This window comes from Hymenobacter baengnokdamensis (assembly GCF_008728635.1).
Classification (GTDB): domain Bacteria; phylum Bacteroidota; class Bacteroidia; order Cytophagales; family Hymenobacteraceae; genus Hymenobacter; species Hymenobacter baengnokdamensis.
In genome coordinates this window covers 3,997,848-4,023,260 of the sequence record NZ_CP044285.1, presented here as the reverse complement: position 1 = coordinate 4,023,260, position 25,413 = coordinate 3,997,848, and the positions used below count along the sequence as shown (strand labels likewise).

Sequence of the window (25,413 nt, the reverse complement as noted above, 5' to 3'; positions counted from 1 at the left end):
TCTCATGCCCCAAAACAAACCAAGCCCTAGCCCCCAGCAACTGCTGGTGCCCACCAATCAGCTGCACATCAAGCTGCCTGCTGACTATACAAAGCTGTTGCAATCCTACAGTATCTGGCGCTATCGGCTGTCGCCCTCGCAGGAGCGCTACCGGCGGTTTCAGGTCAAGCCGGGAATGTTTTATCCCAGCTTTACCAACGCTTATAAAGACCAGATTGACCGGCCCTTTTACTTTTTTACGTTTGATGAGCCGCAGGCGTCGCTCTACACATTGCTACCTGTTGGGCACACAGCCAAGCCCTGGCAGTATCACTTTGGCAACCCTAGCCAGGTGCTTGCCGAAGAAATAACGGCTGAGCCCGTTGGTCCCGACGAGCTAAAGCCGCACGTGCTTCTCAAGCTGATGGTGGCCTTGTGCTTCTATGAGCACAGCGACCGGGAGCGCGAGCGCCGGGTGTGCCAGAGTAAGTTTTACCTGCGTGTCAAGGGCTCAGCCAGCGGCAAGCGCCTGACGGCTGTAGAAGTTAAGCCACAAGTGGATAGCGAAGGTGACTTGCATACGCTCACGGTAAAGGTGGAGGCTAATACGTTCGCTAAAATTGACGCGGCTAAGGTCGGTGCCCACGCCTCGCTTGGTACTTACTATGAGCTATTTGCCAGCATGGGCCACACGTATCTGCGGCAGCTGAGGCCTAGCCAGGTGGCGACGTTTGCGAGGGCTGTGTATCAGCAAAAGACCACTAGCGGCAAGCGCACCACCGCCGACTGGCACCACAACGGCAGCAAAGCGGAGCCCGACAAGTACCGCGAAAGCCGCTCGTACCAGGTGCGGCACGTGCAGGAGCGGCTGCATGGTTTTTTGAGCACCTACGGCTTCGACGTGCAGCTAGCCGAGGAGGCGATGCAGCGCCTGCGGCCCCGCGCCACGCCTTTGCCGCTTAACCTGCTGCCCATCATTCAAGTGGTAGATAATCGGTTGAACCGCGCCGCCGTGCCCGCCGCCGACTATGTGCAGTGGCTCAGTGCCCACAGCTTCAAGTCGGGCAAGAAGGCGTTTGTGCTATCGTTTGAACTAGTGGAGGCTAGACAGGCTAATCCCGACCAGCCGCTACTGGTGCTGACGGATGCCGGCAAAGACGCCTTTGTGCAGGACCGGCAGCCTGGCCTGCTGGCTGCCGCTGGCTACGCCGACCCGTATCCGGTGCTTTATGAGCAGCTGCCCGAGGTGGTAAAGCAGACGTTGAACGTCAACCTCAACGAGGTAGCGAAGTTCGCTGTCGCCGAAAGCTACCTGAGCTACGACCTGCCCGCACCCCAGTCAGCCCCGGCCCCCACAGAAACCGGCGAAGCGCCCCCCGAAACCGATGAAGCCCGTAAGCTGCGCCGAACGGCTGCCAAGCAACTGAAAACGCTGCGCCTTAAAGCCGATGTGTGCCTGACCGAGCTGTGGCTGAAATGGGTGCTAGCCGGCCGGGCCTCTGCCGCCCCCGCTGCCTGCCTCCCGCTGCTCGATACCTTATCTGACGAATGGGCTTTTCTTACTGATGATACGCTGCTCTACTTCAACGAAGGCGAACTGGCCTTTGCCCACCTAGAGGAGCCGGCTGGCAAGCGGGTCCTTAAGGAGCGGTTTATGCCGTGGCAGGACCTAAAGCAGCACTTTATGGCACGGCGGCCTAAGTATGCTCACAATAAGCCTAGCGATGCCGATGAGGCGGACAGCGATATTCGTAAGGCGCATTTTGTGCTGGTAGGCCGCGAAGTGTTTGAATTGGAGCGTACCGAAGCCATTGCCATGCCTAACTGGCCGGTCATCCGTACCATCAGGGCACAAAACCCGGAAGCATCGGCCAAAAGCCAGGAGGCGATTGGCGTGTACGCAGGCGGTATCTGGTATCAGCCGGAGGCTAAGCGCTACATAGTCAGCGGTGCCCAGGCCAGCAACGGCGCTGAGGCGCGGGGCCACCACGTCTATCAGATACACCAGTATGGCAGCCCTGACCCTACGCACCTGGCTAAGCTGCTTTCCTTGCTCACGGTCACGTTTGTACGGCGCAACCAGTTCACCGTCTGGCCCTATCCATTCGACCTGGTTCGGCTATACCACGAAGTAGCGGCCTTGCCAGCCTAGCGGTAGCTGTGAAGTTTAGCAGAGATTCCAGGCTGATTTCTGGTTAAATTAGGCGCCCCTTACTCGCTGCCCGCATTCAGCTGCCTGCTGCGTGTGGGCAGCTCTTTTGGGATGGGGCAGGGCAGAAGCTGCCGCCCTATCTTTGCCGCACTCGCGTTTGGTAAGTCCCCCAGCCTACGGCTACTCTGTAAAAAGAGAAGCCCCGGCTGTTGGAGCAGCCAGGGCTTCGAGAAGTGTGAGGGTTGTAGTATAACCCTTCTACTTCTGACCAGATGGAATGGAAAAACGCGAAGAAACTAGTAAATAAGTGGGTCGTTCCGCTTGTTTTTGAGCTTCTGAAAGGAATAGCAAAAGGCACAGGCCTGTTGTTACTCGCTCATTGGCTCAAGTAGTTTCGGTAAGGGCATCGGCCGGTAGGTTGGTGCCCTTATTTGTTGTACAAATGTACAGTGTAAGTGGGATAAAAGTTGCGTGCCTGGGGGTGAGGTGACCCCCTAAAACAAATTATACAGCTGCGCCAGCGGCAGCGTTTGCGCCGGCTCGCACGTCAGGTGCACGCCATCGACCATTACGCGGTACGTCTCAGAGTCCACCGAAATATTAGGCAAATAGTCATTCAGGGCCATGTCCTTCTTAGCCACCGTGCGGCAGCCTTTCACCGCCAGTACGCGCTTGCTCAGGCCATACTCGGAAGAAACCTTCTCTACCGAAGCACCCGACACAAACGCCACCGAACAATACCCTACCCCCCCGCCAAACGCCCCAAACATGGGCCGCGAAAACGAGGGCTGCGGTGTTGGAATGGAGGCATTAGGGTCGCCCATCTGGGCCTGCACGATGACGCCGCCCTTAATAATCATCTCCGGCCGCGAGCCAAACAGGGCCGGCTTCCAGAGCACCAAATCGGCCAGCTTGCCGATTTCGACCGAGCCGATTTCGTGGGCCATGCCGTGGGCGCGGGCGGGGTTGATGGTATATTTTGCTATATATCGACGGGCGCGAAAATTATCGTTCGGGCGTCTGGCGCCCGCGTCTTCGGGGAGGGGGCCACGCTGCTGGCGCATTTTGTGGGCCGTTTGCCAGGTGCGGGTGATGACCTCGCCCACCCGGCCCATGGCCTGCGAGTCACTGCTGATGATGCTTAGCGCGCCCAGGTCGTGCAGAATATCTTCGGCGGCAATGGTTTCGGGGCGGATGCGGCTTTCGGCAAAAGCCACGTCCTCGGGGATGTTCTTGTCGAGGTGGTGGCACACGAGCAGCATGTCGAGGTGCTCGTCGATGGTGTTCACCGTGAATGGCCGCGTGGGGTTGGTGCTCGACGGGATGACGTTGGGCTCGCCGCAAATCCTGATAATGTCGGGCGCGTGCCCGCCGCCCGCGCCCTCCGTGTGGTACGAGTGGATGGTGCGCCCCTTGAAGGCCGCCACCGAGTTTTCGACGAAGCCGCTCTCGTTGAGCGTATCGGTGTGAATGCACACCTGCACGTCGTACTTGTCGGCGATAGTCAGGCAGTTATCAATCGTGGCGGGGGTAGTACCCCAGTCCTCGTGCAGCTTAAAGCCCAGCGCCCCGGCCTCCACCTGCTCGGCCAGCCCCTCCGGCTTCGAGGTGTTGCCCTTGCCCAAAAACCCGAAATTCATGGGGAAGGCGTCGGTGGCCTTGAGCATCATTTCGATATAAAACGCGCCCGGCGTGCAGGTGGTGGCCGTGGTGCCGGCGGCCGGACCGGTGCCGCCGCCCACCATCGTGGTCACGCCGGAGGCCAGCGCCTCGGTCAGCTGCTGCGGGCAAATGAAGTGGATGTGGCAGTCGATGCCGCCCGCCGTGAGGATGTGCCCCTCGCCGGCCACCACTTCGGTGGTCACGCCCACCACCAGGCGCGGGTCCACGCCGGGCATGATGTGCGGGTTGCCCGCCTTGCCAATGCCCACGATGCGCCCGCCCTTGATGCCGATATCGGCCTTGTACACGCCGGTGTAGTCGAGCACCAGCGCGTTGGTAATCAGCAGGTCGAGCGCGTCGGCCTGCCCGACGCCGGCCGCCTGCCCCATGCCGTCGCGCAGGGTTTTGCCGCCACCAAACTTGCATTCCTCGCCGTACACGCAGTAGTCGCGCTCGACTTCCAGCAGCAGGTCGGTATCGCCCAGGCGCACCCGGTCGCCCACAGTCGGGCCATACATAGCGGCATACGCCTGCCGGGAAAGGGGTAGGGACATGGGGTTTGTTTTAAGAATAGCGAGGTTAAGAAAGTCTCTTTATTTTCTCAATTAAAGGGTCGTTAACTGTACGGTTTTGTACTAAAGCTTTGACACGTGGTGACTGCGCACGTATTGGAACCCAAACGTCTGAGTTATTAGATGGAGCAATTGTTAAGCCTTCTTGCCGAAGGATTCTTAAAACGTCATCGATATACCTTTTCTCAACATTGCTTAACCCACGAGTGAAAGCGCTGTATTGCCTGCCTACGCCAGGTTGAAAATATAGCTTCTTTAATACTGTGAAGCAAACTTTAACAGGAATAGGCAAGGACGATTCTAGTATAGATGCTGTAGTTTGATTGATTGCTTCAAACGATTCAAACTCGCATTCTAAGAAATTTTCGTTTGGTAAAGATGTTGCAGATGCTATACCATCTGCAAAGCCAAATAATGACCTGACAAATTTTGGATGATTGGCTACTTCAATTTCTTCTTCAAAAGAAATTCTTTTTACTATCACCTCTTCAAATCTGACTAAGTTCCAACCTGGCAGATTTTTCGAATGAAATGCAGGGATTACAATGCTTTGAATCTTAATGGGCTCTTTTATCCAAGACTGTTCATTGTATCTCATTGTTAATAGAATGTCAGCGCCGAGAACATCTAGGCCAGAACGTTCTGCTTGTCGCGCAGCCGCTTCCATAACTGTAGGGCTAAGGCTTTTCGTCTTTAACGATAAGAGTTGAATTGATATTTCGTTAATAGATTCCTGCCAAACTTTAGGTTCAGAAGAAATTTTATACTCATAAGGGTTTAATATATACCTGATAATTTCCCCTGATTTTGCAGCGTCCGCAAAATTTATATCGATAAATTCTCGTGAACCGTCCTGCTGATTTAGTCCACCAAGACCAGGCAAACGTTGTAATAACACAACAGCATTGTCGTCAGCTAGGTAGCCAACTTTTTCTGAAAAAATACTTTCAAGGTCTTTAAAATAAATAGGTCCTAATCCAGACTGGTATTTTCTAGCATGAGATGCTACGCCTTCGATTATCTCACGTATTACTTTAGCGCTTAGGCTGGGGTCAATGCTAGCCTCTCGCTCTGATATTTCATCCAAGAGAATATCCCATCCTTGGGCTGGAGAAATAGCTTTATTTCCTAGGATATCTTGGTTTATAATGTGTTGTTTTACTAAATAACCTAGTAGTAACGGCTTTGAAGGAAACCATTCGGGTACAACAATATTGTCGTCTTTAAGAAACCTTCTTAAAAAAGTGTTCGCTTGTTGCTCATTAAAGTCTTCTAGCGTTAGTATAGTATAATTATTAGTTAGTCCTAGCGCAGTAACGCATTCTTGAATAGAATCAAAAAAATTATTCCTGCCGGATATCAAAAGTCCTGATTGTTTTGGAGTTAATTTAACGAACTCTCTTACAAGCTGCATTGCATTCTGACGTATAGTTTTTAGCTTTGAGGTCTTATCAGCCCACCCTAGAGCAGGTATTTCGTCGAAGCCGTCTAGTATAATATCAGCATAGCCACTCTTCCAAGCCCTTACTAAGTGGTATGGATATGGAAATCCAAGATTTCTGGCGTGTCTCTCAAGTACTTCAACAGGATTTGTTTGGCCAATGTGCTCTCTCAAATTAATGTAAATACAAAATTTGGTTGTTAAGCTTCCCTTGTAAGCCTTGAGTGATTTCTTGAAAACCTCTTTTAATGTTACACTTTTTCCGACACCATATTGCCCAAGAATAACTATGCGTTTTCCATGTATTAAATTATTATAAATATCTCCTGTTGCCCATCCTTTAGAGGAATTTATCTCACTTAATTGAACAGGTATAAAGTCGTAATGAGCTTTTGTGTCAGAATCATCAATTGGATTCTTTATGCTTCCAAAAAAATGGTTTTCTCTATGCTTGAAATAATTGCTTACATCAATTATTTTAGAATGAAACCTCGAGAATGACATAGCAAGTATCTGCGATGTATATGCTGAAGGGATAACGCTTCTTTGTTCACCTGTTGGTTCATGCTTAGTGATGAAGTATGCTTTGACCCCCTTGTCAGGATACTGCCGCTTGTATTTATCTACAAGCTGTCTAAGACTTTCTATATCATTCTGAGCCTTTTTCTGGCCTTTCGAAATAGTACATTCAATGATATGTACCATTTCTTCTGTAATATATATGCCATCTTTTTCGGAGCCATCAACTGTGATAGGTCCACCGCCTTCAGCGCTTGGCCACAATTCACGTGCAATACTCCATACTTCTTGTTCAAAAAGCTTTCCTTCGTCTATTTGAGCCATGACTTTGCAAAAAATAGTTAATGATAAGAAAATTACCCCAGCTTCCCTATCGCCTGCTGCTTGCCGGCCTCATCGAGCGGGCCATCAATCCAGGCATTGCCGCCGTACACGCGGCGCTCGCCGGCCAGCGCTATCAGCTGCACGCGCTTGCGCTCGCCCGGCTCGAAGCGCACCGCCGTGCCGGCCGGGATATTGAGCCGGTAGCCAAATGCTGCTGCCCGATCGAAGTCCAGCCCCGCGTTGGTTTCGAAGAAGGGGTAGTGCGAGCCCACCTGCACCGGCCGGTCGCCCCGGTTGAGTACCTCCAGCTCGATAACGGGGCGGTTTTCGTTTAGGATAATGTCGCCATCGGCCAGCAGGTACTCGCCCGGTACGGCGGCGGGCACCGGCGCGGCGGCTGGGGCCGTGCGGCTGAGGCCACTGCCGTAGAGCGCCAATTCGGGCGAACCGTGCTCGCGGCAAATGGGTTGGTGCACGGTCACGAGCTTGGTGCCATCGGGGAAGGTGCCTTCTACTTGCACCTCGGGCAGCAGGTCGGCCACGCCCTCCAGCACGTCGTTGAAGCCGAGCAGCTGCTTGCCCTTGTCCATGAGCGTCGCCACCGATTCGCCATCGCGGATAAACTCCAGCAGCTGAGTGGCGAGCAGGGCGGCGGCCTCGGGGTAGTTGAGGCGCAGGCCGCGGGCGTAGCGCTTCTGGGCCACTACCCCGGCCTGGTGCAGCACGAGCTTATCAAGGTCTTTGGGAGCGAGGTGCATGGTGAGGGGTTTAGTTGCGAATGTAGGGCGTAGCGTGGACTCTGCGAGTCCGCGCGTGGGGTGATGTGCGAACGGCGCAACGCGCGGACTCGCAGAGTCCACGCTACAGCCGTCACACGTGCGTCCAGACCATCCAGCCGCCGTACCCTACACTGAGCACCGACGACAGCACCACCGCGCCCGCCCGCAGCCGCCGGCCCAGCCGCATGCGGGGCGTGAACGGAATGCGCATCAGGCTGACGGCCACCAGCATTCCCAGCACCGAGCCCAGCCCGAACAGCAGGATATAGGCAATGGCCCCGGCCGGCCTGGGGATGGCACTCAGGGCCAGCAGCACCAGCGCCCCGCTCCCGGCCAGCCCGTGCACCAGCCCCACGGAGTAGGCAAAGCCCGGCCGCTGCCGCAGCACCGGCCCCGGCTGATACGAGTTTTTATCCACCAGCCGGCTGATACCCAGGACAATCAGCATCAGGCCCACCACGGCTTCGAAGTAGCCCGACTGCAAAAACGTGGCCCGCCCAAAAATCAGCAGTCCGCCGAAAATGGCAAGCATGGTGGTGTGCCCCAGGCCCCAGAACAAGCCGTTTTTGAGGGCTCCCCGCAGCTGGTCGTGGCGCGCCACGAGGGTGCTGACCGCCAGCAGGTGGTCGGGCTCGAAAGCGTGGCCCATGCCCATCACCACCGCGAATAGAAAGGGCAGGAGAGAGGACATGAAGCTGGCAGGAGGTAGACTTAACGCAAAGAAAATAGCCATGCTTCACTGCGTGCGGCATGACTGTTTATAAATTATAAGGCAGTTACTACAATTCCCGAATCATCCAAATCTGGCAGCTGAAGTGGCCGCTGTTGCCCATTGGCTGCGGCAGATAGTGAAAGCCCAGCTTTTCGTATAGCGGCAGGGCCTGGGTCATCTCCTCGAACGATTCCAGGTACACCCGGCCGTAGCCGCGGGCGCGCGCTTCGGCCAGGCATTTTTCCAGCAGCTGCCTGCCCAGCCCACGGCCGCGCGCCTGGGGCAGCAGGTATACTTTAACCAGCTCGGTGGTGTCGGCGGGCAGGTTGTCGGTAGGGTAGATGCCCGCGCCGCCCAGCACCATGCCGTCCGCCTCAGCCACGAAATAGGCGCTCTGCGCGTGCTGAAAGAGCGCGTGCAAGTGGTCGGTAGAAGGGTCGTAAAAGACGGAGCCTGGCTTGGCGGCACCAAACTCCGTGAGTGTATCCCGGATAATGCGGGCCAGCGCCGCGTCGTCGCCCGGCGCAATGGGGCGGATGGTGATAACGGTTTCCAAAACGAGGGGCAGGCGGGGAGATTTTTATAATATATTATTTATTATATATTTAGTGAAGAAACGACGTGCTACTCCGTTTTACAACTTCACTTCAGCAGCTCGTGTAGCACAGTTTGCATCGAAAATGTCCGGTTGCCGGCTTCCTGGATAATGAGCGAGCCCGGCGCATCGAGCACGGCATCCGACACTTCCACGTTGCGGCGCACGGGCAGGCAGTGCAGGAATTTTGCGTCGGTGGTCAGGCCCATGTGCTCGGGCGTGAGCATCCAGCTTGGGTCGTGGCTGAGCACCTGGCCGTAGTCGTGGTAGCTGCTCCAGTTTTTGGCCTGCACGTAGTCGGCGCCGGCCAGGGCCTTGCGCTGGTCGTACTCGATGGTGGCGCCCTTCGTGAATTTCGGGTCCAGCTCGTAGCCGGGCGGGTGGGTAATCACAAAATCCACCCAGTCGATTTCCGAAAACCAGTCGCAGAACGAGTTAGGCACGCACTGGGGCAGGGCGCGCACGTGCGGGGCCCAGGTCAGCACCACTTTCACCCGCTCTTTTTGCTTGGTCTCGGCCACGGTAATTAAGTCGGCAAACGACTGCAAGGGGTGCAGCGTGGCGCTTTCCAGACTGATAACCGGCACCGTGGCGTACTGCAGAATCTTGCTCAGTACTTCCTCGCTGTAGTCGGCCGCCTTGTCCTTGAGCGTGGGGAAAGTGCGCACACCCAGCACGTCGCAATACTGGCTCATCACCGCGATGGCGTCCTTGATATGCTCCTGCGTCGAGCCGTTCATTACGGCGCCATCGGCCATCTCCAGCGTCCAGGAGTCGGTCCCGGCGTTCAGCACCCAGGCTTGCGCGCCCAGGTTGTAGGCAGCCTTCAGGCTGCTGAGGCGAGTGCGCAGGCTGGGGTTAAAAAATATCAGCCCCACGGTTTTGTGCTTACCCACGTGCTGGTAGCCGTAGGGGTTTTTCTTAATTTCGAGGGCTTGATTGAGCAGCGCCTTATAGTCGCCCGCATCGGCGAAGGAGAGGAAGTTTTTCATGAGAAGTAGCGCGGACTTTCAGTCCGCGAAGCAAAGCGCCAAAGCGGCCCCATCCGCCGAAGGCCCTCGCATACTTTTAAGGAGCGGCGAAGATAAGGCCGCCACCAAGCCCCCGACCGTATATTTGGCTAACCCGCTTGCCAATTCTTTCGCCATGACGTTCGCCGACCTCGATAATGTGGTAACAATCCACGGCCCGCAGCTAACCCGGCTCACGGACGAAGAATTCTTCGACCTCTGCCAGCACAACCCCACCCTGCGCCTGGAGCGCAACGCCGACCACGAAATCATCTTCATGCCCCCCGCCGGAACTGAATCGAGCCGCAAGTCAAGTGAAGTAGTCTTCCAACTAATGCTCTGGAATCGTCGGCACCAACTCGGCTACGTCTTCGAGTCCTCCGCCGGCTTTACCCTGCCCGATGGCTCGGTGTGTTCGCCTGATGCTTCCTGGGTAGCCAAAGCTGCCTACGAGGCTCTGCCCGAAGCCCAGCGCCTGCGCTTCCCGCCCATGTGCCCCGCCTTCGTGGTCGAAGTCCGCTCGCCCTCCGATGGGCTGGCCCCCCTGCGCCGCAAAATGGAAACCTACCTGGCCAACGGCGTGAAGTCGGCTTCCTGCTCGACCCCAGCACCGAAACCGCCACCCTCTACCGCGCCGGCCAGGAACCCGAAGAAATCAGCAGCTTCGAGCAGTCGCTCAGCGCCGAGCCCGCCTTGCCCGGCTTCTCGCTGGATTTGCGGCCGTTGCGCCGCTTGGCGTAACCCGCTAAAAAAACAGGGCGCAGAGCCCACCGGCCCCGCACCCTGCCACCCGCTGGCCTATCCAGTGCCGGGCCGCCGCAGCTACCGCTACTTTGGCCGCTAGCGGTATGGGCCGAGTTGGCAGCAACTTATTCAAACCTGATTACCTTGTGCATTCGTACTAGCATAGCCACTTTACGCAATCAGCCATGACGGACCGTGAAATAGACGACCTACTTGAAAAGCTGGCGCAAGTGCGCCGCGAAACGTCGAAGGATAAGGCTTCGGCTACTGCGTTTCTCATTCGGGCTGGTATCTTGACTGATGACGAGAAAATGGCCGCGCCCTACTAGCACTTATGTATAGCGTCCGAACCGGCTTAGTGCTGGGCTTCCACGGCACCGACCAGGCCATCGCGCTAGCCGTGGTAAACGGAGAAACCGAATTGCAAGCCAGTGCGAACAAGTACGACTGGCTGGGCAACGGCATTTACTTCTGGGATAACAGTCCTAGCCGGGCACTGCAATGGGCTGAGCAACTCAGCCGCTGCCCTGGCAGCACCATCCGGCAGCCCGCCGTGCTGGGGCCATCCTCGACCTGGGATACTGCCTGGACCTGCTTGACTACCGCAATTTGCGACTGGTAAAATCGGGCTACCTGACGCTGCAAGCCAACGTCGCCGCTCGTGGCGAAGCCTTGCCCACCAACTTCAATACGTCCGACCTATTGCAGCGCGAGTTGGACTGCGCCGTACTTGAAACGCTGCACGAATCTGTGCTGGAAGCCAACAATCGCCCGTTTGATTCGGTGCGCGGCGTATTCTGGGAAGGCAAAGAACTGTACCCCAACGCTGGCTTCCGCGAAAAAGACCACATCCAAATCTGCGTCCGCAGCCTCGACTGCATCAAGGGCTACTTCCTGCCGTTGGAGCGGCTGCTTCCTTAGCTATTTGTCATCTGACCGAGAACTTAGGTGCTCTCCACCTACTTCTTCGAAGCCCTCGGCATTCCTACGCACCGAAGGCTTCACCTTTTCAGGGGTAGCCGTGTGGCGAGGCGTAATAACCGTGCGGTAGGGCGAAGGTAGTACGAGCATCAAATACTGAATAGCACAAGCATACGGCACGGTTTAAAAGCACAAAACCCTACAGAAAATGTTTTCTGTAGGGTTTTAATAGAAAAAATCAGCTACCTATTTGTAACGATTCTACCCACGAAGGGGCTTATTGGTCGGACAGTTGGGATTAACGCATTTAGATGAGTGACTCGGCAGAGGTGTGCGACACACTGGGCAAAACAGACGGTCAGCGGTGGGAGTTTTGGTATTTATGATTGTAGTGATTTTCCTACTCTTTAGGCTTTTCGGTTACGCCCCGTTTATTAAAGTCTAAAACGGACGGTTTAAAAAGTTCATAGGGCTAATTTTAGCTCCAAGGCTAAGCTAAGAACCTACCCTGCCTTATACTCGTTCCAGCTCTTAATCTTCAAGTCGCTCATTTCCAGCTCGCAGAATGCGGTAATAAACGCGCTCGCCAGCCGTGCATTCGTCAGCAGCGGAATGCTGAAATCGACGGCCGTGCGGCGAGTTTAACAGCTAGGTAGCTAGGCGACTATAGTTTCCGGTTGCTGCCGCTGATGCACAACTTTTGCGTTGCGAGGCAGCGGCTTGGCGGTTACCGCTAATTCGTAGGGCCGATTGAAGGCTTCCTGCGATACATGGAAGTAACTGGCTAAGCGCCGAATAACTGCTTTCGACATACCCCGACGGCGGTTCAGCAGGTCGGAAACTGTGCCCCGCCCGATTTCCAGGATGCTGGCCAGGTCCTTAGCCTGCAATTGCTGCCCGGCCATGAGCGAACGGAGCAGGTCGATGGGGTCGGCGGCCGGCACGTGGGAATGCGCTTCGTCCCATGTTTCGATGAGAAGCGTGAGCAAGTCTATCTCATCTTGCGCGGCGGCCGTGGGGGCTTCGGTGAGCAGGGCCTCCAGTTCGCGGCAGTAGTGTTGGTACTGTTGCTCGGTTTTGATAAGGGTGTAGGGCAGGATTTTCATGGCGGAGCTTAGTATAGATTGACGGTGTACTGCTCACCTTTGGCGCAAAGCTTATCGTACTCGGCGTGGGTACCTACCCAGCATACAAACAGGTGGACTTGCTGCTTACCAAATACGTAGCGGGCAATAAGCCGGTGGTGGTTGCCGCCGATGTCGAACACGACGCGGCTGCTGCCGTTGCCCAGTAAGTCGGCCGAGCCAAAGGTTTGCTGGATGTCTGCTGGCGTGTTCCACTCTGCATATTTTACTGCCGTTAGCCACAAGGTAAAGGAGCGAACGCGAGCGTGGTGGGCCGCGTAATCTTCCACTGTCTGGCGTTTTATGAGGTGAACTTTCATAGCGGATACACCAAAGATAAGCCCGGAGTTCGCAAAATGCGAACTCCGGGCTTGCCGGTAGTCAATTCATTGTCTACTATTACTGACCCTTATACTCGTTCCAGCTCTTAATCTTCAAGTCGCTCATTTCCAGCTCGCAGAATGCGGTAATAAACGCGCTCGCCAGCCGTGCATTCGTCAGCAGCGGGATGCTGAAATCGACGGCCGTGCGGCGAATCTTATAGTCATTATCCAACTCGCCCTTCGTTAGGTTTTTGGGGATGTTGATGACCATTTCGATTTCCTTGTTCCGCAGGTAGTCGAGCACGTTGGGTTGCTGCTGGCTGTCGGGCCAGTGGACGAGGGTGGAGGCTAGGCCCATGTCAGCGAAGAACTTATGCGTGCCCTCCGTGGCGTAGAGCGTGAAGCCGCGCTCGGCTAGCAGCTGCGCTACGGGGAGCAGCGTTACTTTCGAATTGATGGGACCGCCCGAAATCAGCACCGACTTTTGCGGGATGCGGTAGCCTACCGACAGCATCGACTTGAGCAGGGCCTCGTCGGCAGTATCGCCCAGGCAGCCGACCTCGCCGGTCGAGGACATGTCCACAGTCAGCACCGGGTCGGCGCCGGCCAGGCGGGTGAAGGAGAACTGCGAAGCCTTGACGCCCACAAAGTTGGAGTCGTATACCAGCTCGCTGGCGTCGCGGTCTACGGGCACGCCGAGTAGTATTTTCGTAGCCTTGGTAATCAGGTTGTTGCCCGATACTTTCGACACGAAAGGGAAGCTGCGCGAGGCGCGGATGTTACACTCGATAACCTTCAGGTCGTTGTTTTTACCCAGAAACTGGATGTTGAACGGCCCGCTGATTTCGTAGCGCTTGGCAATTTTCTCGGCAATGGCCTTGAGGCGGCGCACCGTTTCCACGTACACCTTCTGGGGCGGGTAGTACATGGTGGCGTCGCCCGAGTGCACGCCCGCAAACTCGACGTGCTCGGATATGGCGTAGCTCACGATTTCGCCGTGGTCGGCCACCGCGTCCAGCTCGATTTCCTTGGCTTCCTCGATGAACTCGGACACTACTACGGGGTATTCGGTGCTCACCTCCTTGGCGAGCTTCAGGAAAGTTTCCAGCTCGTAGTTGTTGGAAACCACGTTCATCGCGGCGCCCGACAGCACGTAGCTCGGCCGGATGAGCACCGGGAAGCCAACCTTGCCCACGAAGTCAAACACGCCTTCGAGGGTCGAAAGCTCGCTCCAGCGCGGCTGCGAAATGCCCAGCTCGTCCATAATCGACGAGAACTTGTGGCGGTTTTCGGCTTCATCGATGCGCTCGGGCGAGGTGCCCAGCACCGGCACGTTTTCCTGGTGCAGGCGCATGGCGAGGTTGTTCGGAATCTGGCCGCCCGTGGAGAGAATGACCCCGCCCGGCTGCTCAAAATCCAGGATATCCATCACCCGCTCGAAGCTCAGCTCCTCGAAATATAACCGGTCGCTCACGTCGTAGTCGGTCGAAACGGTTTCGGGGTTGTAGTTGATAACGATGGTTTTGTAGCCCTCGGCGGCGGCGGTCTGAATGGCGTTCACACCGCACCAGTCAAACTCCACGCTGCTGCCGATGCGGTACACACCCGAGCCCAGCACAGCTACCGCTTTCTGGGTTTCCGGCTCCAAATCGTTTTCGGTGCCGTGGTAGGTGAGGTAGAGGTAGTTGGTCTTGGCCGGAAACTCCGCTGCTAGGGTATCAATCTGCTTCACCACCGGCAAAATGCCCAGCTCCTTGCGGTGCTTGCGCACGCGCAGCTCACTGGTGCGTAAGTCGTTTTCGCCGTAGAATTTAGCGGCCAGCTGCATATCCGAGAAGCCCAGCTTCTTGGCTTCTGCCAGTAGCGCCTTCTCGGGCGCGGTGCCGTCGCCGAGGGGTAGGAGGCGCTGGCCCATCTCAAAAATGGTACTCAGGCGCTGCAAAAACCACAGGTCGATTTTTGTCAAATCATGGATTTGCTGCACCGTGTAGCCTAGCTCAAACGCCTGGTTGATAGCGAAAATACGCTCCTCATTCGGGTCGCTCAGCAGCTTGTCTACCTGGGCATTGGTCACGGGTGCCTCGGGCCGGTTGGCCACAAAGCCGCGGCGGCCGGTGTCCAGCATCCGCAGGCCCTTCTGAATGGCTTCCTCAAACGAGCGGCCGATGGCCATGACTTCACCCACGCTCTTCATGCTGGAGCCAATCTGCCGGGTCACGCCGTCAAATTTGCCCAGGTCCCAGCGCGGCAGCTTTACCACCACGTAGTCGAGCGCCGGCTCAAACAGCGCCGAAGTGGTCTGCGTCACGCTGTTTTTTACCTCAAACAGCCCGTAGCCCAGCGCCAGCTTAGCCGCCACAAACGCCAGCGGGTAGCCCGTCGCCTTCGAGGCCAGCGCCGACGAGCGCGACAAGCGCGCATTCACCTCAATCACGCGGTAATCCTCCGACACGGGGTCAAGCGCGTACTGAATGTTGCACTCGCCCACGATGCCCAGGTGCCGAATGGTCTTGATGCCAATCTGGCGCAGCTTGTGGTACTCGCGGTTGCTTAGCGTCTGCGACGGGGCCACCACGATGCTCTCCCCGGTGTGAATGCCGATAGGGTCGAAGTTCTCCATGTTGCAGACCGTGATGCAGTTATCATAGCAGTCGCGCACCACTTCGTACTCCACTTCCTTCCAACCCTTGAGCGATTCTTCCACCAGAATCTGGCTCGAAGTCGCAAACGCCCGCTCGGCCAGCGCCCGCAGCTCGTCCTCGTTATCGGCAAAGCCGCTGCCCAGGCCACCCAGCGCAAACGCCGCCCGAATAATCAATGGAAAGCCGATTTCCAGGCCCGCCGCGATGGCGTCGTCCATCGTGGTAACGGCCCGACTACGGGCCGTTTTTACGTCGATTTCATTGAGCTTGTCAATGAAAATATCCCGGTCTTCGGTGTCAATAATCGACTGTACCGGCGTGCCGAGCACGCGCACATTGTACTTCTCAAAAATATCATTCCGGTAGAGCTGCACCGCGCAGTTCAGCGCCGTTTGCCCCCCGAACGCCACCAGAATGCCGTCGGGTTTTTCCTTCTTAATGACCTCCTCGACGAAGTACGGCGTGACGGGCAGAAAATACACATCGTCGGCAATATTGTCCGACGTCTGCACGGTGGCAATATTGGGGTTAATCAGGATGGTCGTAATGCCTTCTTCCTTCAGCGCCTTCAGCGCCTGCGAACCGGAATAATCAAATTCGCCCGCCTCGCCGATTTTCAGAGCGCCCGAGCCGAGAACCAGTACTTTCTTGATGTCTTTCATTGGTTGCTTAAAGCCTTCTGTTTGAGAAGGAAGCGAATGTGAAAATTTAATAATATCGTAGCAAAGTAGCCCCGCATCGTCATGCTGAGCGGAGCGCAGCGAAGTCGAAGCATCTCTACCGCTTCGTTGCTTTCAACCTGCCCAATTCTCTAAATCAATTGCTTCCCAAGCGGGATTAAATGCATTAATCAGCGCGTCTTTCTTACGTCGTGTCCAGCCTTTCAATTGCTTTTCTCGCGCTATGGCTTGCGTTGCGTCAGGGCATATTTCGAAATACATTAACAAATCCGTCTGATACTTTCCGCTGAATTTGCTAGCGTCACCGCGTCCGCTGCTATGCTCGTAGAGCCGCCGATTGAGGTCGCTGGTAACGCCGACGTATAGCGTGGTTTTGGTCGGATTGGTTAAGATATAGACGTACATGCGGGTTGATTTGAAACGTCATGCTGAGCTTGTCGAAGCATCTCTACCACGCAAGTCATTGTGGTCAATTAAGCTTATTCTTTTTGATAACCTAATATATTATCGACATGTATCCAAGTAGCCGTTGCTTGAAAAACTACTCCTTCGGACTGGGTACTAAACGTTATATGAAAGCGTGTTCCATCGTAAATGATACCCAGGTCTCCAATACCGCTTCCGCTAGGAATATTACACTGAATTAGCTCAGTCTGAATCAGGTTTAGACTCAGTTGAACGGTATTACATTTTCGCTGTACCCATTTGATTGGAGCATCGGTAGGAAAATCCTTCAAATTAAAATGAAGCTTACATTGTAGGGTGCCGCCACATGTAATAGACAACTCGTATAACTGCACTTGCTCTAACGAAGGAGGCTCGGTTGAGTAAATACTCGTTATAGTTTTGGGATTCAGAACGTGCTCAATCCACATCGAAGTAGTACTTATCAGGTTTAGCGTTGGTGTCCGATTAGAGTAGTTCAACGAAGCAGTAGAGATGCTTCGACTTCGCTGCGCTCCGCTCAGCATGACGAACGTATTTATACAGTCGCCTGCTCCGCCTTATACTTCTCCACCGAAGCCAAAAAGTCGTCAAATAGATACTCCGTGTCCACTGGCCCGCCGGCGGCTTCGGGGTGAAACTGCACCGCGAAGAACGGCTTGGTTTTGTGGCGGATGCCCTCGCAGGTGCCGTCGTTCAGGTTCTCGAAGAGGCCTTCCCACTCGGCGGGCAGGTTCTTCATGTCCACTGCGAAGCCGTGGTTTTGCGAGGTCACGTAGCACTTGTTGGTGCCGAGCTGACGCACGGGCTGGTTGTGGCTACGGTGGCCGTATTTCAGCTTGTAAGTGCTGCCGCCGCAGGCCAGGCCCATGAGCTGAATGCCCAGGCAGATGCCAAAAATTGGCTTGTCGCCGGCCAGCGCGGTGCGCAGGTGGGCTATGGTTTTCTCACACATCGTGGGGTCGCCGGGGCCGTTGCTCAGGAACAGGCCGTCGTAGTCGAGCTGGTTGAAATCGTAGTCCCAGGGCACGCGGGTTAGCTCCACGTCGCGCTCCAGCAGGCAGCGGATGATGTTGTTTTTCACGCCGCAATCGACCAGCACGATTTTGTGCTTGCCGCTGCCGTAGCGCTTCACGCCGTCCACGCTCACCTGGGCCACGAGGTTGTCCTCGTTGGGGTCGTGCAGCGGCACGTCGTGGTCGGGCGTCACGATTTTGCCGAGCATGGCGCCTTCTTCGCGCAGCTTCTTGGTGAGCATGCGGGTATCTACGTCGTAGATGCCGGGAATATTGTGGGCGGCCAGCCACGCGCTCAGGCTTTGCGAGGCGTTCCAGTGGTTGTACTCTTCCGAATAATACGACACTACGAGGCCCGCGATGTGCACCTGGCTCGATTCGAGGGCGCTCGAAATATCCTGCTCAATCTGCTCCATCGGCACGCCGTAGTTGCCCACCATCGGATAGGTCAGCACCAGAATCTGGCCCCGGAAGGAGGGGTCGGTCAGGTTTTCAGGGTAGCCCGTCATGGCCGTGCTGAACACTACCTCGCCCGCCGACGCCGTGTAGGCCCCAAACGACTTGCCTTCCAGCTCAGTGCCATCGGCTAATACCAGTTTTACCGGCTTCGTATTTTCCACGCTTGTTGAGTTATGTGTAAAGTGGAGGAGTGCTCCGTTGGTCGCTAATCGATTAATTCACAAAGGCTTTTGCACACGTTGAGCTTGCGAAATATCTTACCTTAGGCTCGAACAACTTGTTCTGGCGCAGTAAGATGCTTCGCAAGCTCAGCATGATAGATGGGTCTTAATCCTGCTCTACTACTGTGGTATCAACCGGCACCTTAGCCGGTTCCAGTGCGTAAAGCGCCTGCAAAAATAGGTCAGCTTCGGCCTTCGTGATGTTCAGCGGCGGCAATAAGCGCAGCACGTTCGGGTCGCTGGCATTACCCACAAAAATGTGATGCTCAAATAGTAGCTTATCGCGGATTTCCTTGATAGGGAAGTCGTATTTCACGCCTATCATCAGCCCGCGCCCGCGCACTACCGTGGCCTGGCTGTGGGTGCGCAGCTCCTGCATGAGATACGCGCCCAACTCGGCCGCATGCGCCACCAGGTTTTCCTGCTCCAGTACTTCGAGCACCGCCAGGCCCGCCGCGCAAGCCAGGTGGTTGCCGCCAAACGTAGTGCCCAGCAAGCCATAGGACGCCTTAAACTCCGGCGAAATCAGCACGCCGCCAATCGGGAAACCGTTGCCCATGCCCTTGGCTGTAGTGATGATACCCGGCCGAATACCCGCGTGCTGGTGCGCGAAAAACTCACCGCTGCGGCCGTAGCCGCTCTGCACCTCGTCGGCAATGAGCACTACGCCGTGTTGCGCGCACAGCGCCGCCAGCCCCTGCAAAAACTCGTCGGTCGGCAGCACCACGCCGCCTACCCCCTGAATCGGCTCGATAATGACGGCGCACACCGGCTGCGCCTGCATCACCTGCGCCACGGCCGCGAGGTCGTAGGGCACGAAGCTCACGCCGTGGCCCGCGTTGAAAGGCGCCACGATTTTGGGGTTATCGGTGGCGGCTACCGCGCCCGAGGTGCGGCCGTGAAACGCGCCTTTGAAGGCAATAACGTGGTTTTTGCCGGTGTGAAACGACGCCAGTTTCAGCGCATTCTCATTGGCCTCGGCTCCCGAGTTGCACAGAAACAGCGTGTAGTCGGGGTAGCCCGACAAGTTGCCCAGCTTCGTGGCTAGCTCCTGCTGAATGGGGATGCGTACCGAGTTGGAGTAGAAGCCAATTTTGGCCACCTGCTCCTGCACGCGCCGCACGTAGTGCGGGTGGCTGTGGCCGATGGAAATCACGGCATGGCCGCCGTAAAAATCCAGGTATTGCTGGCCGTTCTCGTCCCAAAGCGTCGCGCCGAGCGCCCGCACCGGCGTGATGTCTACCAGCGGATAAACGTCGAATAGGTTCATATTGAGAGTTCTGTAAATAAGCTTTTTAATCTAATGAAGCGCCTTCGTTTCTTTCTGTATAATAGCCGAAGTTGATTGGGTCTTCAGCTATCCAGCGCAGATTAGAGTAATGGTTGTTTGTTTTAATTCCATCAATATGCTCAACAAACTTATGCTCGTCAGGATTTGGAATAAAGTGTTGAGCTACTAAAACATGTAGCAGCACTCTTTTAATATTTCGTATAAACTTCTGTGCCCCAGTATGCCAGGGCTTTAGGTCAGACCTTAATTTAGAGTCGCCTCGAAGCTCAATATTAACGTAACCATAATCAGGTACTCTAGGGCTATAGAATCCTGGTCTTAATACGTAGTTTTTACCGTTTTTAAATAATTTTGATGTCACTTTATCCTCCTGCTCCTTACCGGGCTCCTTATTCCAGAATTTCCAGATACGACCCGATTCTGTAATAGCATAAGCATACTCATCAATGCGAGTCGCTTGCTCTCCATCAAGATTAAAGTACTCTCTTGTTTTAAGCATGACTGTAGCAGTTGAGTAAACCGAATGACATTATTCGGCAAGTTCAGCATTCTTATTGCTGACGTTATACATCTAAAAAAACGAAGCCTTAATTCCTAACCCCGCCGTTTCCTCCAAGCCAAACAGCAAGTTCATATTCTGAATAGCCTGCCCCGATGCGCCTTTCAGCAGGTTGTCCAGCGCGGAGGTAATGAGCACCTGGTCGTCGTGCTTGGTCACGTGCAGCAGGCATTTATTGGTGTTCACCACTTGCTTGAGGTGAATTTCCTTCTCCGAAACTATCGTAAATGGCGCATCGCGGTAGTAGTCGGTGTACAAATTTTGTACTTTTGGTATTAAAAGTTCACAGGTAGTATAAACCGAAGCGAAGATGCCCCGCGTGAAATTGCCCCGGTAGGGAATGAAACGTACCGGTTTAGCAAAGCCCGGCTGCAAGCCCACCAGCGTTTCGCCAATCTCGCCCAAGTGCTGGTGCGTAAAGGTTTTATAGGTCGAGATATTGCCGGTGCGCCAGGTGTAGCCCGTCGTTTCAACGAGGCCCCGGCCCGCGCCGGTACTGCCCGTAATGGCCGAGACATGCACGGCATCGTGCAGCTGCCCGGCGGCGGCCAGCGGCAGCAGCGCCAGTTGAATGGCCGAGGCAAAGCAGCCCGGATTAGCAATACTGTTGGCGGTGCGAATCTGCTCGCGGTTCAGTTCCGGCAGGCCGTACACAAAGTGCCGGCCGGCTACGTCGCGGTCGGCCGCCAGGCGAAAATCATTGCTCAGGTCAATGACTTTGGTGCTAGCGGGTAGGTTGGCTTCGAGCAGCCACTTGCGCGAGTGGCCGTGGCCGAGGCACAGGAAAACCACGTCTTCATCGCCGCGCAGCTCGCTGGCGAAAGTGAGGTCGGTGTCGCCCAGCAGGTCGTCGTGTACGCTATGCACAGGCTGCCCGGCTTGCGTGGAGCTAACTACCGCGCCGATTTCGGTGTGGGGGTGGTGCAGCAGCAGGCGCAGCAGCTCGCCGGCCGTGTAGCCAGCGCCGCCCACAATACCGGCAGTGATTGATTTATTCATTGAGCTAACGTGGCGCCTCACCCCCCGGCCCCCTCTCCGAAAAGGAGAGGGGGAGCCGAGGTAGCGCAAACGCAAAAACTAAAGCTAAAAACTAAGACTAAAACTAGTCCCCCTCTCCTTTTCGGAGAGGAGCTAGGGGTGAGGCGCCACGTCAGGCTAGTCCTGCAGCGAAGCGTGAATCTTCAGCTGATTTCCGAAAATCTTAATAAATCCGCGCGCATCGCGCGAATCCCAGGCGTTGTTCTCCTCGCCATAAGTCGCCACCTTCGACTGCATCATGTCGTACTTCGACTCAATGCCCAGCAGCTCAAAGTAGTAAGGTCGCAGTTCCACGAATACCGTGCCCGTCACGCGCTCCTGCGATGAAACGAGGAATGCCTCAAAGTCGCGCATTACCGGGTCGAGATACTGCGCTTCGTGCAGCAGCGTACCGTACCAGGTCGCCACCGGCTCCTTGTGCAATTGCTGCCAGCGCGAGAGCGTGTGCTTTTCCAGCAAGTGGTGCGCCTTGATGAGCAGCAGCGCCGCCGGCGCCTCAAAGCCCACGCGGCCCTTGATGCCCAGAATAGTATCGCCCACGTGCGTATCGCGGCCGATGGCGTAGGCGCCGGCGATGTCGTTTACCTGCTGAATGAGCGACACGGCATACATGCGCTGGCCGTTCAGCGCCACCGGCTCGCCTTTTTCAAAAGTGATTTCCAGCTGACTGGGCTTGGTCTGGGAAAGCTGGGTAGGGTAGGCGCTCTCGGGCAGGGCCTGGCGCGAGGTCAGCGTTTCGACGCCGCCTACGCTGGTGCCCCAGATGCCCCGGTTGATGGAGTATTTGGCCTTTTCCCAGCTCATCTCGAAGCCCTGGTCTTGCAGGTACTGGATTTCCTGCTGGCGCGAGAGCTTCTGGTCGCGGATGGGCGTAATGATTTCCACGTCCGGCGCAATCACCGCGAAGGCCACGTCGAAGCGCACCTGGTCGTTGCCGGCGCCGGTGCTGCCGTGCACAATATATTCAGCGTTTTCGCGCTTGGCGTATTCGGCAATGGCCAGCGCCTGAAACATGCGCTCGGCGCTCACGCTCAGCGGGTAGGTGTCGTTCTTCAGCACGTTGCCAAACAGCAGGTAGCGCAGGCAGTCGTGGTAATAGCGCTCGGTAATGTCGATGACCTCGTGCTTCACCGAGCCCAGCTCGTAGGCACGCTTCTCAATGGCGGCCAGCTCCTCGGTCGAAAAGCCGCCCGAGTTCACGATAACGGTATGGATTTCCAGGTCGTGCTCCCGCGAGAGGTTCACCACGCAGTACGACGTATCGAGGCCGCCACTGTACGCTACAATTGCCTTTTTTTTCATTATTCAGAAAGTGTAGAAGTCGAAGAAGGAGTTTCCGTCTCGGTTTCCGAAGCGGGCAGCGGGGCCGTGACATCGTCGAAGACCATGCCCGTGCAGAGGCACATTTTGCGCTCGTTCTCGGTCAGGATACCGAAGTTTTTGCAGCTCTTGCAGCCTTTCCAGAAATCCTCGCTGGTCGTCAGCTCCGAGAACGTCACCGGCTTATAGCCCAGGTCGCTGTTGATTTTCATCACGGCCAGGCTGGTCGTGATGCCAAATATCTTGGCATCCGGATATTTGCGGCGCGAGAGCCGGAACACCTCGCGCTTGATGGCGCGGCCCAGGCCGTGCTTGCGCAGCTCGGTGTTCACTACGAGGCCCGAGTTGGCCACAAACTTGCCGCTCTCGAAGGTTTCGATGTAGCAGAAGCCCGCCAGCTCGCCGTCAATGAAGGCGATAACGGAATTTCCCTGGCGCATTTTTTCGCGCACGTACTCAGGGTCGCGCTTCGCGATGCCCGTGCCCCGCTGCTTGGCCGATTCGATGTACCAGTGACACAGCAAATCCGCATACTGCGCGTCTGCTGCCGTCGCAACCCGTATTGTCATTATTAAATAAGGAAAGACCTAAGAAAGAAACGCAGTTTACCGGCCCTCGCGGAAGCGAGTGAGGCGGCAGAAAACCCGAAATCTATCGGTAAGTGGCCAAGCTCGTTATCGGTGGCTTAGCAAAGCTGGCTCGCAGCCAGCACCCGGCAGTTGAAGCCGGCTAGGGTCGTCGCAGCAACGAGCAAGCCACCGTACGCACGCTTTCCCTGCCCGGTTGGGCAGGCGTAGAAAGCAAAAGATTGGTGCGAACCAGGAATGTCATTGCAGTAAAGCAGCCGGGAGATGGCAAGCCAGCGGCCATATATTGAGCCGCAAAGGTAAAAGTTCCTACTTTTGTCCGCAATAGGCTGAGCAGTTTTTTTTGTTGGCGGGGCCGGGGCGGCGATTAAGTAATTATGAACAAAACAGAGATAACTATTTATAAAATTGGCGGAGGTATCATTGATAATGCCGCCGAGCTAACCAAATTCCTGCAATTACTGGCCCAGGCTGGCGGCCCTAAAATTCTGGTGCACGGCGGCGGCAAAGGCGCCAGCACCATGCTGCGCGAGCTGGGCCTCACGCCGCAGCTCATCAACGGCCGCCGCGTCACGGATGCCGCCACGCTCGATATCGTGGTCATGTTTTACGCCGGCAAAACCAACAAGCAAGTCGTGGCCGAATTGCAGCGATTAGGCGTGAACGCGCTGGGTTTGAGCGGCGCCGACGGCAACGTAATTCAAGGCACGAGGCGCCCGGTGAAGGATATTGACTACGGCTTCGTGGGCGACCTGACGCCGGCCAGCGTCAATGCCGGGCTGTTGCAGCAATTACTTACTGCGGGTATCACGCCGGTGCTGTGTCCGATTATTCACGACGGCCACGGACAATTATTAAATACCAACGCCGACACTATTGCCTCGGCCGTGGCCGTGGCGCTGGCCGATTTTTATTCGGTAACGCTGCACTACTGCTTCGAGAAAAACGGCGTGCTGCGCGACGTGAGCGATGCTAATTCGGTAATTCCGAAAATTAATTTCACTAGCTACGCGGCTTTGAAAGAGCAGGGAGTTATTGCTGATGGTATGGTGCCGAAGCTGGAAAATGCCTTCGCCGCGCTGCATCAGGGCGTGACAAAAGTAATTATCGGCCACGCGCTGAATATTAAGGACGATTTGCACACGGTAGTATGTCTGAATTAATTACTCAGCTAAGTGACGAGGCGGTTGAGTTATTAAGCCAATTAATTCAAATGCAGTCGTTCTCCCGCGAGGAGGCTGATACGGCCGCTATTCTGGAGGAATTCCTGAACCAGCGTGGTATTCCCACGCAGCGGCGGGGCCATAATGTGTGGGCCGCGCAGCCGAAATTCGACCCGCAGAAACCCACTATTCTGCTCAATTCGCACCACGACACGGTGAAGCCGGGCGCGGGCTGGACGTACCCGCCCTTTGGCGCGACGCGGGAAGGCGATAAATTAATTGGCCTGGGCAGCAATGATGCCGGGGCGTCGGCCGTCAGCCTGCTGGCTACCTTTCGCTATTTCTACAGCCTGCCCACGGCGTTTAATTTAATTTGCGCCATTACGGCCGAAGAGGAAATTTCGGGCGCCAACGGCATTAAAAGTATTCTGCCGGAATTAGGAAAAATCGACCTCGGCATCGTGGGCGAGCCCACCGGCATGAACGCCGCCGTGGCCGAAAAGGGCTTGCTCGTGCTTGACGGGGTGGCGCGGGGCCGCACTGGTCACGCGGCCCGCAATGAGGGCGAAAACGCGCTGTATAAAGCGCTGGGCGATATTTCCTGGCTGCGCAGCTACCAGTTTCCGCAGGTGTCGGAGCTGCTGGGACCGGTGAAAATGACCGTGACCCAAATTTCGGCCGGCACGCAGCACAACGTGGTGCCCGACGAATGCCGCTACGTGGTAGATATTCGAACTATTGAATATTACTCGAACGAAGAGATTCTCAATACCGTGCGGGCGCACGTGCAGGCCGAAATCACGCCACGCTCCACGCATTTGCAGTCGTCGGGAATCCCGTTGACGCACCCGCTTGTGCGCAAAGCCGTGGCGATGGGCAAAACTACCTACGGCTCGCCCACACTCTCCGACCAGGCGCTCATGCGCTTTACAACGCTGAAAATGGGGCCGGGCGATAGCGCCCGCTCGCACGCGCCGGATGAGTATATTTTACTCAGTGAAATTCGCGATGGAATTGCGGATTATATTGAATTGCTGACTGACTTTACAATTTAAGCGCAAGGTTTCGCAAGGTTAAAACAGGTCGCACAAGGTCTGTTTTAGCCTTGTCTGACTGATTTCTAAACCCTGCGCAAC

At 55.9% G+C, this 25,413-nt stretch carries 24 protein-coding genes; 7 read left to right on the top strand and 17 right to left on the bottom strand.

Going from position 1 to position 25,413, the window contains the following annotated elements; genetic code table 11:
• The first annotated feature begins 4 nt into the window (after positions 1–4).
• The gene (locus F6X24_RS17155) at positions 5–2,131 is read left to right on the top strand and encodes a hypothetical protein (RefSeq protein ID WP_151089171.1); all 2,127 of its coding nucleotides are present in this window, start codon (positions 5–7) and stop codon (positions 2,129–2,131) included.
• A 494-nt stretch (positions 2,132–2,625) separates the two neighbouring features.
• On the opposite strand, the gene ureC is transcribed toward F6X24_RS17155, so the two are convergent.
• From ureC to F6X24_RS17125, 6 genes are all read right to left on the bottom strand, one after another.
• Complete coding sequence (gene ureC / locus F6X24_RS17150) at positions 2,626–4,347, bottom strand: urease subunit alpha (protein ID WP_151089170.1); 1,722 nt, start codon at positions 4,345–4,347, stop codon at positions 2,626–2,628.
• A 25-nt stretch (positions 4,348–4,372) separates the two neighbouring features.
• Positions 4,373–6,649 (bottom strand): NACHT domain-containing protein, encoded by a 2,277-nt coding sequence (locus tag F6X24_RS17145; RefSeq protein ID WP_151089169.1) that lies wholly within the window; start codon positions 6,647–6,649, stop codon positions 4,373–4,375.
• Between the two features lie 32 nt (positions 6,650–6,681).
• Positions 6,682–7,407 (bottom strand): urease subunit beta, encoded by a 726-nt coding sequence (locus F6X24_RS17140; RefSeq protein ID WP_151089168.1) that lies wholly within the window; start codon positions 7,405–7,407, stop codon positions 6,682–6,684.
• Positions 7,408–7,519: 112 nt separating this feature from the next.
• Positions 7,520–8,119 (bottom strand): HupE/UreJ family protein, encoded by a 600-nt coding sequence (locus F6X24_RS17135; protein WP_191906372.1) that lies wholly within the window; start codon positions 8,117–8,119, stop codon positions 7,520–7,522.
• An 88-nt stretch (positions 8,120–8,207) separates the two neighbouring features.
• Entirely contained in the window at positions 8,208–8,696 is a 489-nt protein-coding gene (locus F6X24_RS17130) for a GNAT family N-acetyltransferase (protein WP_151089166.1), read from the bottom strand.
• Positions 8,697–8,782: 86 nt separating this feature from the next.
• Positions 8,783–9,727, bottom strand: coding sequence for a Rossmann-fold NAD(P)-binding domain-containing protein (locus F6X24_RS17125; RefSeq protein WP_151089165.1), 945 nt, complete (start codon positions 9,725–9,727; stop codon positions 8,783–8,785).
• 154 nt (positions 9,728–9,881) lie between these two features.
• Here F6X24_RS17125 and F6X24_RS17120 point away from each other — a divergent pair, with 154 nt between their 5' ends.
• The 4 genes from F6X24_RS17120 to F6X24_RS19230 all read left to right on the top strand — a co-directional run bounded on the left by F6X24_RS17120 (position 9,882) and on the right by F6X24_RS19230 (position 11,410).
• Positions 9,882–10,589, top strand: a complete 708-nt coding sequence (locus tag F6X24_RS17120) for a Uma2 family endonuclease (protein ID WP_191906371.1) — start codon at positions 9,882–9,884, stop codon at positions 10,587–10,589.
• An 85-nt stretch (positions 10,590–10,674) separates the two neighbouring features.
• Positions 10,675–10,818: a hypothetical protein gene (locus tag F6X24_RS19030; protein WP_191906370.1), complete on the top strand. Its 144-nt coding sequence runs from the start codon at positions 10,675–10,677 to the stop codon at positions 10,816–10,818.
• A 5-nt stretch (positions 10,819–10,823) separates the two neighbouring features.
• Positions 10,824–11,111: a hypothetical protein gene (locus tag F6X24_RS19235; protein ID WP_229725198.1), complete on the top strand. Its 288-nt coding sequence runs from the start codon at positions 10,824–10,826 to the stop codon at positions 11,109–11,111.
• Positions 11,099–11,410, top strand: coding sequence for a hypothetical protein (locus F6X24_RS19230; RefSeq protein WP_229725196.1), 312 nt, complete (start codon positions 11,099–11,101; stop codon positions 11,408–11,410). Before F6X24_RS19235 ends, F6X24_RS19230 begins: the two co-directional genes overlap by 13 nt.
• 656 nt (positions 11,411–12,066) lie before the next feature.
• On the opposite strand, the gene F6X24_RS17110 is transcribed toward F6X24_RS19230, so the two are convergent.
• The 11 genes from F6X24_RS17110 to F6X24_RS17060 all read right to left on the bottom strand — a co-directional run bounded on the left by F6X24_RS17110 (position 12,067) and on the right by F6X24_RS17060 (position 23,096).
• Positions 12,067–12,516, bottom strand: coding sequence for a helix-turn-helix domain-containing protein (locus F6X24_RS17110; protein WP_151089163.1), 450 nt, complete (start codon positions 12,514–12,516; stop codon positions 12,067–12,069).
• Positions 12,517–12,524: 8 nt separating this feature from the next.
• Positions 12,525–12,854, bottom strand: a complete 330-nt coding sequence (locus F6X24_RS17105) for a type II toxin-antitoxin system HigB family toxin (RefSeq protein WP_151089162.1) — start codon at positions 12,852–12,854, stop codon at positions 12,525–12,527.
• Positions 12,855–12,933: 79 nt separating this feature from the next.
• The gene (gene carB / locus F6X24_RS17100) at positions 12,934–16,161 is read right to left on the bottom strand and encodes a carbamoyl-phosphate synthase (glutamine-hydrolyzing) large subunit (protein WP_151089161.1); all 3,228 of its coding nucleotides are present in this window, start codon (positions 16,159–16,161) and stop codon (positions 12,934–12,936) included.
• Between the two features lie 132 nt (positions 16,162–16,293).
• Positions 16,294–16,584, bottom strand: coding sequence for a GIY-YIG nuclease family protein (locus F6X24_RS17095; RefSeq protein ID WP_151089160.1), 291 nt, complete (start codon positions 16,582–16,584; stop codon positions 16,294–16,296).
• A 74-nt stretch (positions 16,585–16,658) separates the two neighbouring features.
• Positions 16,659–17,054, bottom strand: coding sequence for an Imm50 family immunity protein (locus tag F6X24_RS19500; RefSeq protein WP_191906369.1), 396 nt, complete (start codon positions 17,052–17,054; stop codon positions 16,659–16,661).
• Between the two features lie 107 nt (positions 17,055–17,161).
• Positions 17,162–18,259: a glutamine-hydrolyzing carbamoyl-phosphate synthase small subunit gene (gene carA / locus F6X24_RS17085; RefSeq protein ID WP_151089158.1), complete on the bottom strand. Its 1,098-nt coding sequence runs from the start codon at positions 18,257–18,259 to the stop codon at positions 17,162–17,164.
• A gap of 166 nt (positions 18,260–18,425) precedes the next feature.
• Positions 18,426–19,589 (bottom strand): aspartate aminotransferase family protein, encoded by a 1,164-nt coding sequence (locus tag F6X24_RS17080; RefSeq protein WP_151089157.1) that lies wholly within the window; start codon positions 19,587–19,589, stop codon positions 18,426–18,428.
• A 25-nt stretch (positions 19,590–19,614) separates the two neighbouring features.
• Positions 19,615–20,109 carry an HNH endonuclease gene (locus F6X24_RS17075; RefSeq protein WP_151089156.1) on the bottom strand — a complete coding sequence of 165 codons (495 nt, stop codon included), beginning with the start codon at positions 20,107–20,109 and terminating at the stop codon, positions 19,615–19,617.
• 72 nt (positions 20,110–20,181) lie between these two features.
• Positions 20,182–21,168 (bottom strand): N-acetyl-gamma-glutamyl-phosphate reductase, encoded by a 987-nt coding sequence (gene argC, locus F6X24_RS17070; protein WP_151089155.1) that lies wholly within the window; start codon positions 21,166–21,168, stop codon positions 20,182–20,184.
• 156 nt (positions 21,169–21,324) lie between these two features.
• Positions 21,325–22,509 (bottom strand): argininosuccinate synthase, encoded by a 1,185-nt coding sequence (gene argG / locus F6X24_RS17065; protein ID WP_151089154.1) that lies wholly within the window; start codon positions 22,507–22,509, stop codon positions 21,325–21,327.
• Positions 22,509–23,096: a GNAT family N-acetyltransferase gene (locus F6X24_RS17060; protein WP_151089153.1), complete on the bottom strand. Its 588-nt coding sequence runs from the start codon at positions 23,094–23,096 to the stop codon at positions 22,509–22,511. Before F6X24_RS17060 ends, argG begins: the two co-directional genes overlap by 1 nt.
• Positions 23,097–23,491: 395 nt before the next feature.
• Here F6X24_RS17060 and argB point away from each other — a divergent pair, with 395 nt between their 5' ends.
• Together argB and F6X24_RS17050 are read left to right on the top strand one after the other, a co-directional pair.
• A complete protein-coding gene (argB, locus tag F6X24_RS17055) occupies positions 23,492–24,277 on the top strand; it encodes an acetylglutamate kinase (protein ID WP_151089152.1) in 786 nt (261 codons plus the stop codon).
• A gap of 50 nt (positions 24,278–24,327) precedes the next feature.
• Positions 24,328–25,332 (top strand): M20 family metallo-hydrolase, encoded by a 1,005-nt coding sequence (locus F6X24_RS17050; RefSeq protein ID WP_229725194.1) that lies wholly within the window; start codon positions 24,328–24,330, stop codon positions 25,330–25,332.
• Positions 25,333–25,413: the final 81 nt, after the last annotated feature.

Coding starts and splice junctions, on each gene's coding strand:
- F6X24_RS17075 (WP_151089156.1), bottom strand. CDS start 20,109: ATGCTTAAAACAAGAGAGTACTTTAATCTTGATGGAGAGCAAGCGACT.
- argB (WP_151089152.1), top strand. CDS start 23,492: ATGAACAAAACAGAGATAACTATTTATAAAATTGGCGGAGGTATCATT.
- F6X24_RS17125 (WP_151089165.1), bottom strand. CDS start 9,727: ATGAAAAACTTCCTCTCCTTCGCCGATGCGGGCGACTATAAGGCGCTG.
- argC (WP_151089155.1), bottom strand. CDS start 21,168: ATGAATAAATCAATCACTGCCGGTATTGTGGGCGGCGCTGGCTACACG.
- F6X24_RS17095 (WP_151089160.1), bottom strand. CDS start 16,584: ATGTACGTCTATATCTTAACCAATCCGACCAAAACCACGCTATACGTC.
- F6X24_RS19235 (WP_229725198.1), top strand. CDS start 10,824: ATGTATAGCGTCCGAACCGGCTTAGTGCTGGGCTTCCACGGCACCGAC.
- F6X24_RS17080 (WP_151089157.1), bottom strand. CDS start 19,589: ATGAACCTATTCGACGTTTATCCGCTGGTAGACATCACGCCGGTGCGG.
- F6X24_RS17140 (WP_151089168.1), bottom strand. CDS start 7,407: ATGCACCTCGCTCCCAAAGACCTTGATAAGCTCGTGCTGCACCAGGCC.
- F6X24_RS17060 (WP_151089153.1), bottom strand. CDS start 23,096: ATGACAATACGGGTTGCGACGGCAGCAGACGCGCAGTATGCGGATTTG.
- carB (WP_151089161.1), bottom strand. CDS start 16,161: ATGAAAGACATCAAGAAAGTACTGGTTCTCGGCTCGGGCGCTCTGAAA.
- ureC (WP_151089170.1), bottom strand. CDS start 4,347: ATGTCCCTACCCCTTTCCCGGCAGGCGTATGCCGCTATGTATGGCCCG.
- F6X24_RS17110 (WP_151089163.1), bottom strand. CDS start 12,516: ATGAAAATCCTGCCCTACACCCTTATCAAAACCGAGCAACAGTACCAA.
- F6X24_RS17145 (WP_151089169.1), bottom strand. CDS start 6,649: ATGGCTCAAATAGACGAAGGAAAGCTTTTTGAACAAGAAGTATGGAGT.
- F6X24_RS17105 (WP_151089162.1), bottom strand. CDS start 12,854: ATGAAAGTTCACCTCATAAAACGCCAGACAGTGGAAGATTACGCGGCC.
- F6X24_RS19500 (WP_191906369.1), bottom strand. CDS start 17,054: ATGTGGATTGAGCACGTTCTGAATCCCAAAACTATAACGAGTATTTAC.
- F6X24_RS17155 (WP_151089171.1), top strand. CDS start 5: ATGCCCCAAAACAAACCAAGCCCTAGCCCCCAGCAACTGCTGGTGCCC.
- F6X24_RS17120 (WP_191906371.1), top strand. CDS start 9,882: ATGACGTTCGCCGACCTCGATAATGTGGTAACAATCCACGGCCCGCAG.
- F6X24_RS17135 (WP_191906372.1), bottom strand. CDS start 8,119: ATGTCCTCTCTCCTGCCCTTTCTATTCGCGGTGGTGATGGGCATGGGC.
- F6X24_RS17050 (WP_229725194.1), top strand. CDS start 24,328: ATGCAGTCGTTCTCCCGCGAGGAGGCTGATACGGCCGCTATTCTGGAG.
- F6X24_RS19030 (WP_191906370.1), top strand. CDS start 10,675: ATGACGGACCGTGAAATAGACGACCTACTTGAAAAGCTGGCGCAAGTG.
- argG (WP_151089154.1), bottom strand. CDS start 22,509: ATGAAAAAAAAGGCAATTGTAGCGTACAGTGGCGGCCTCGATACGTCG.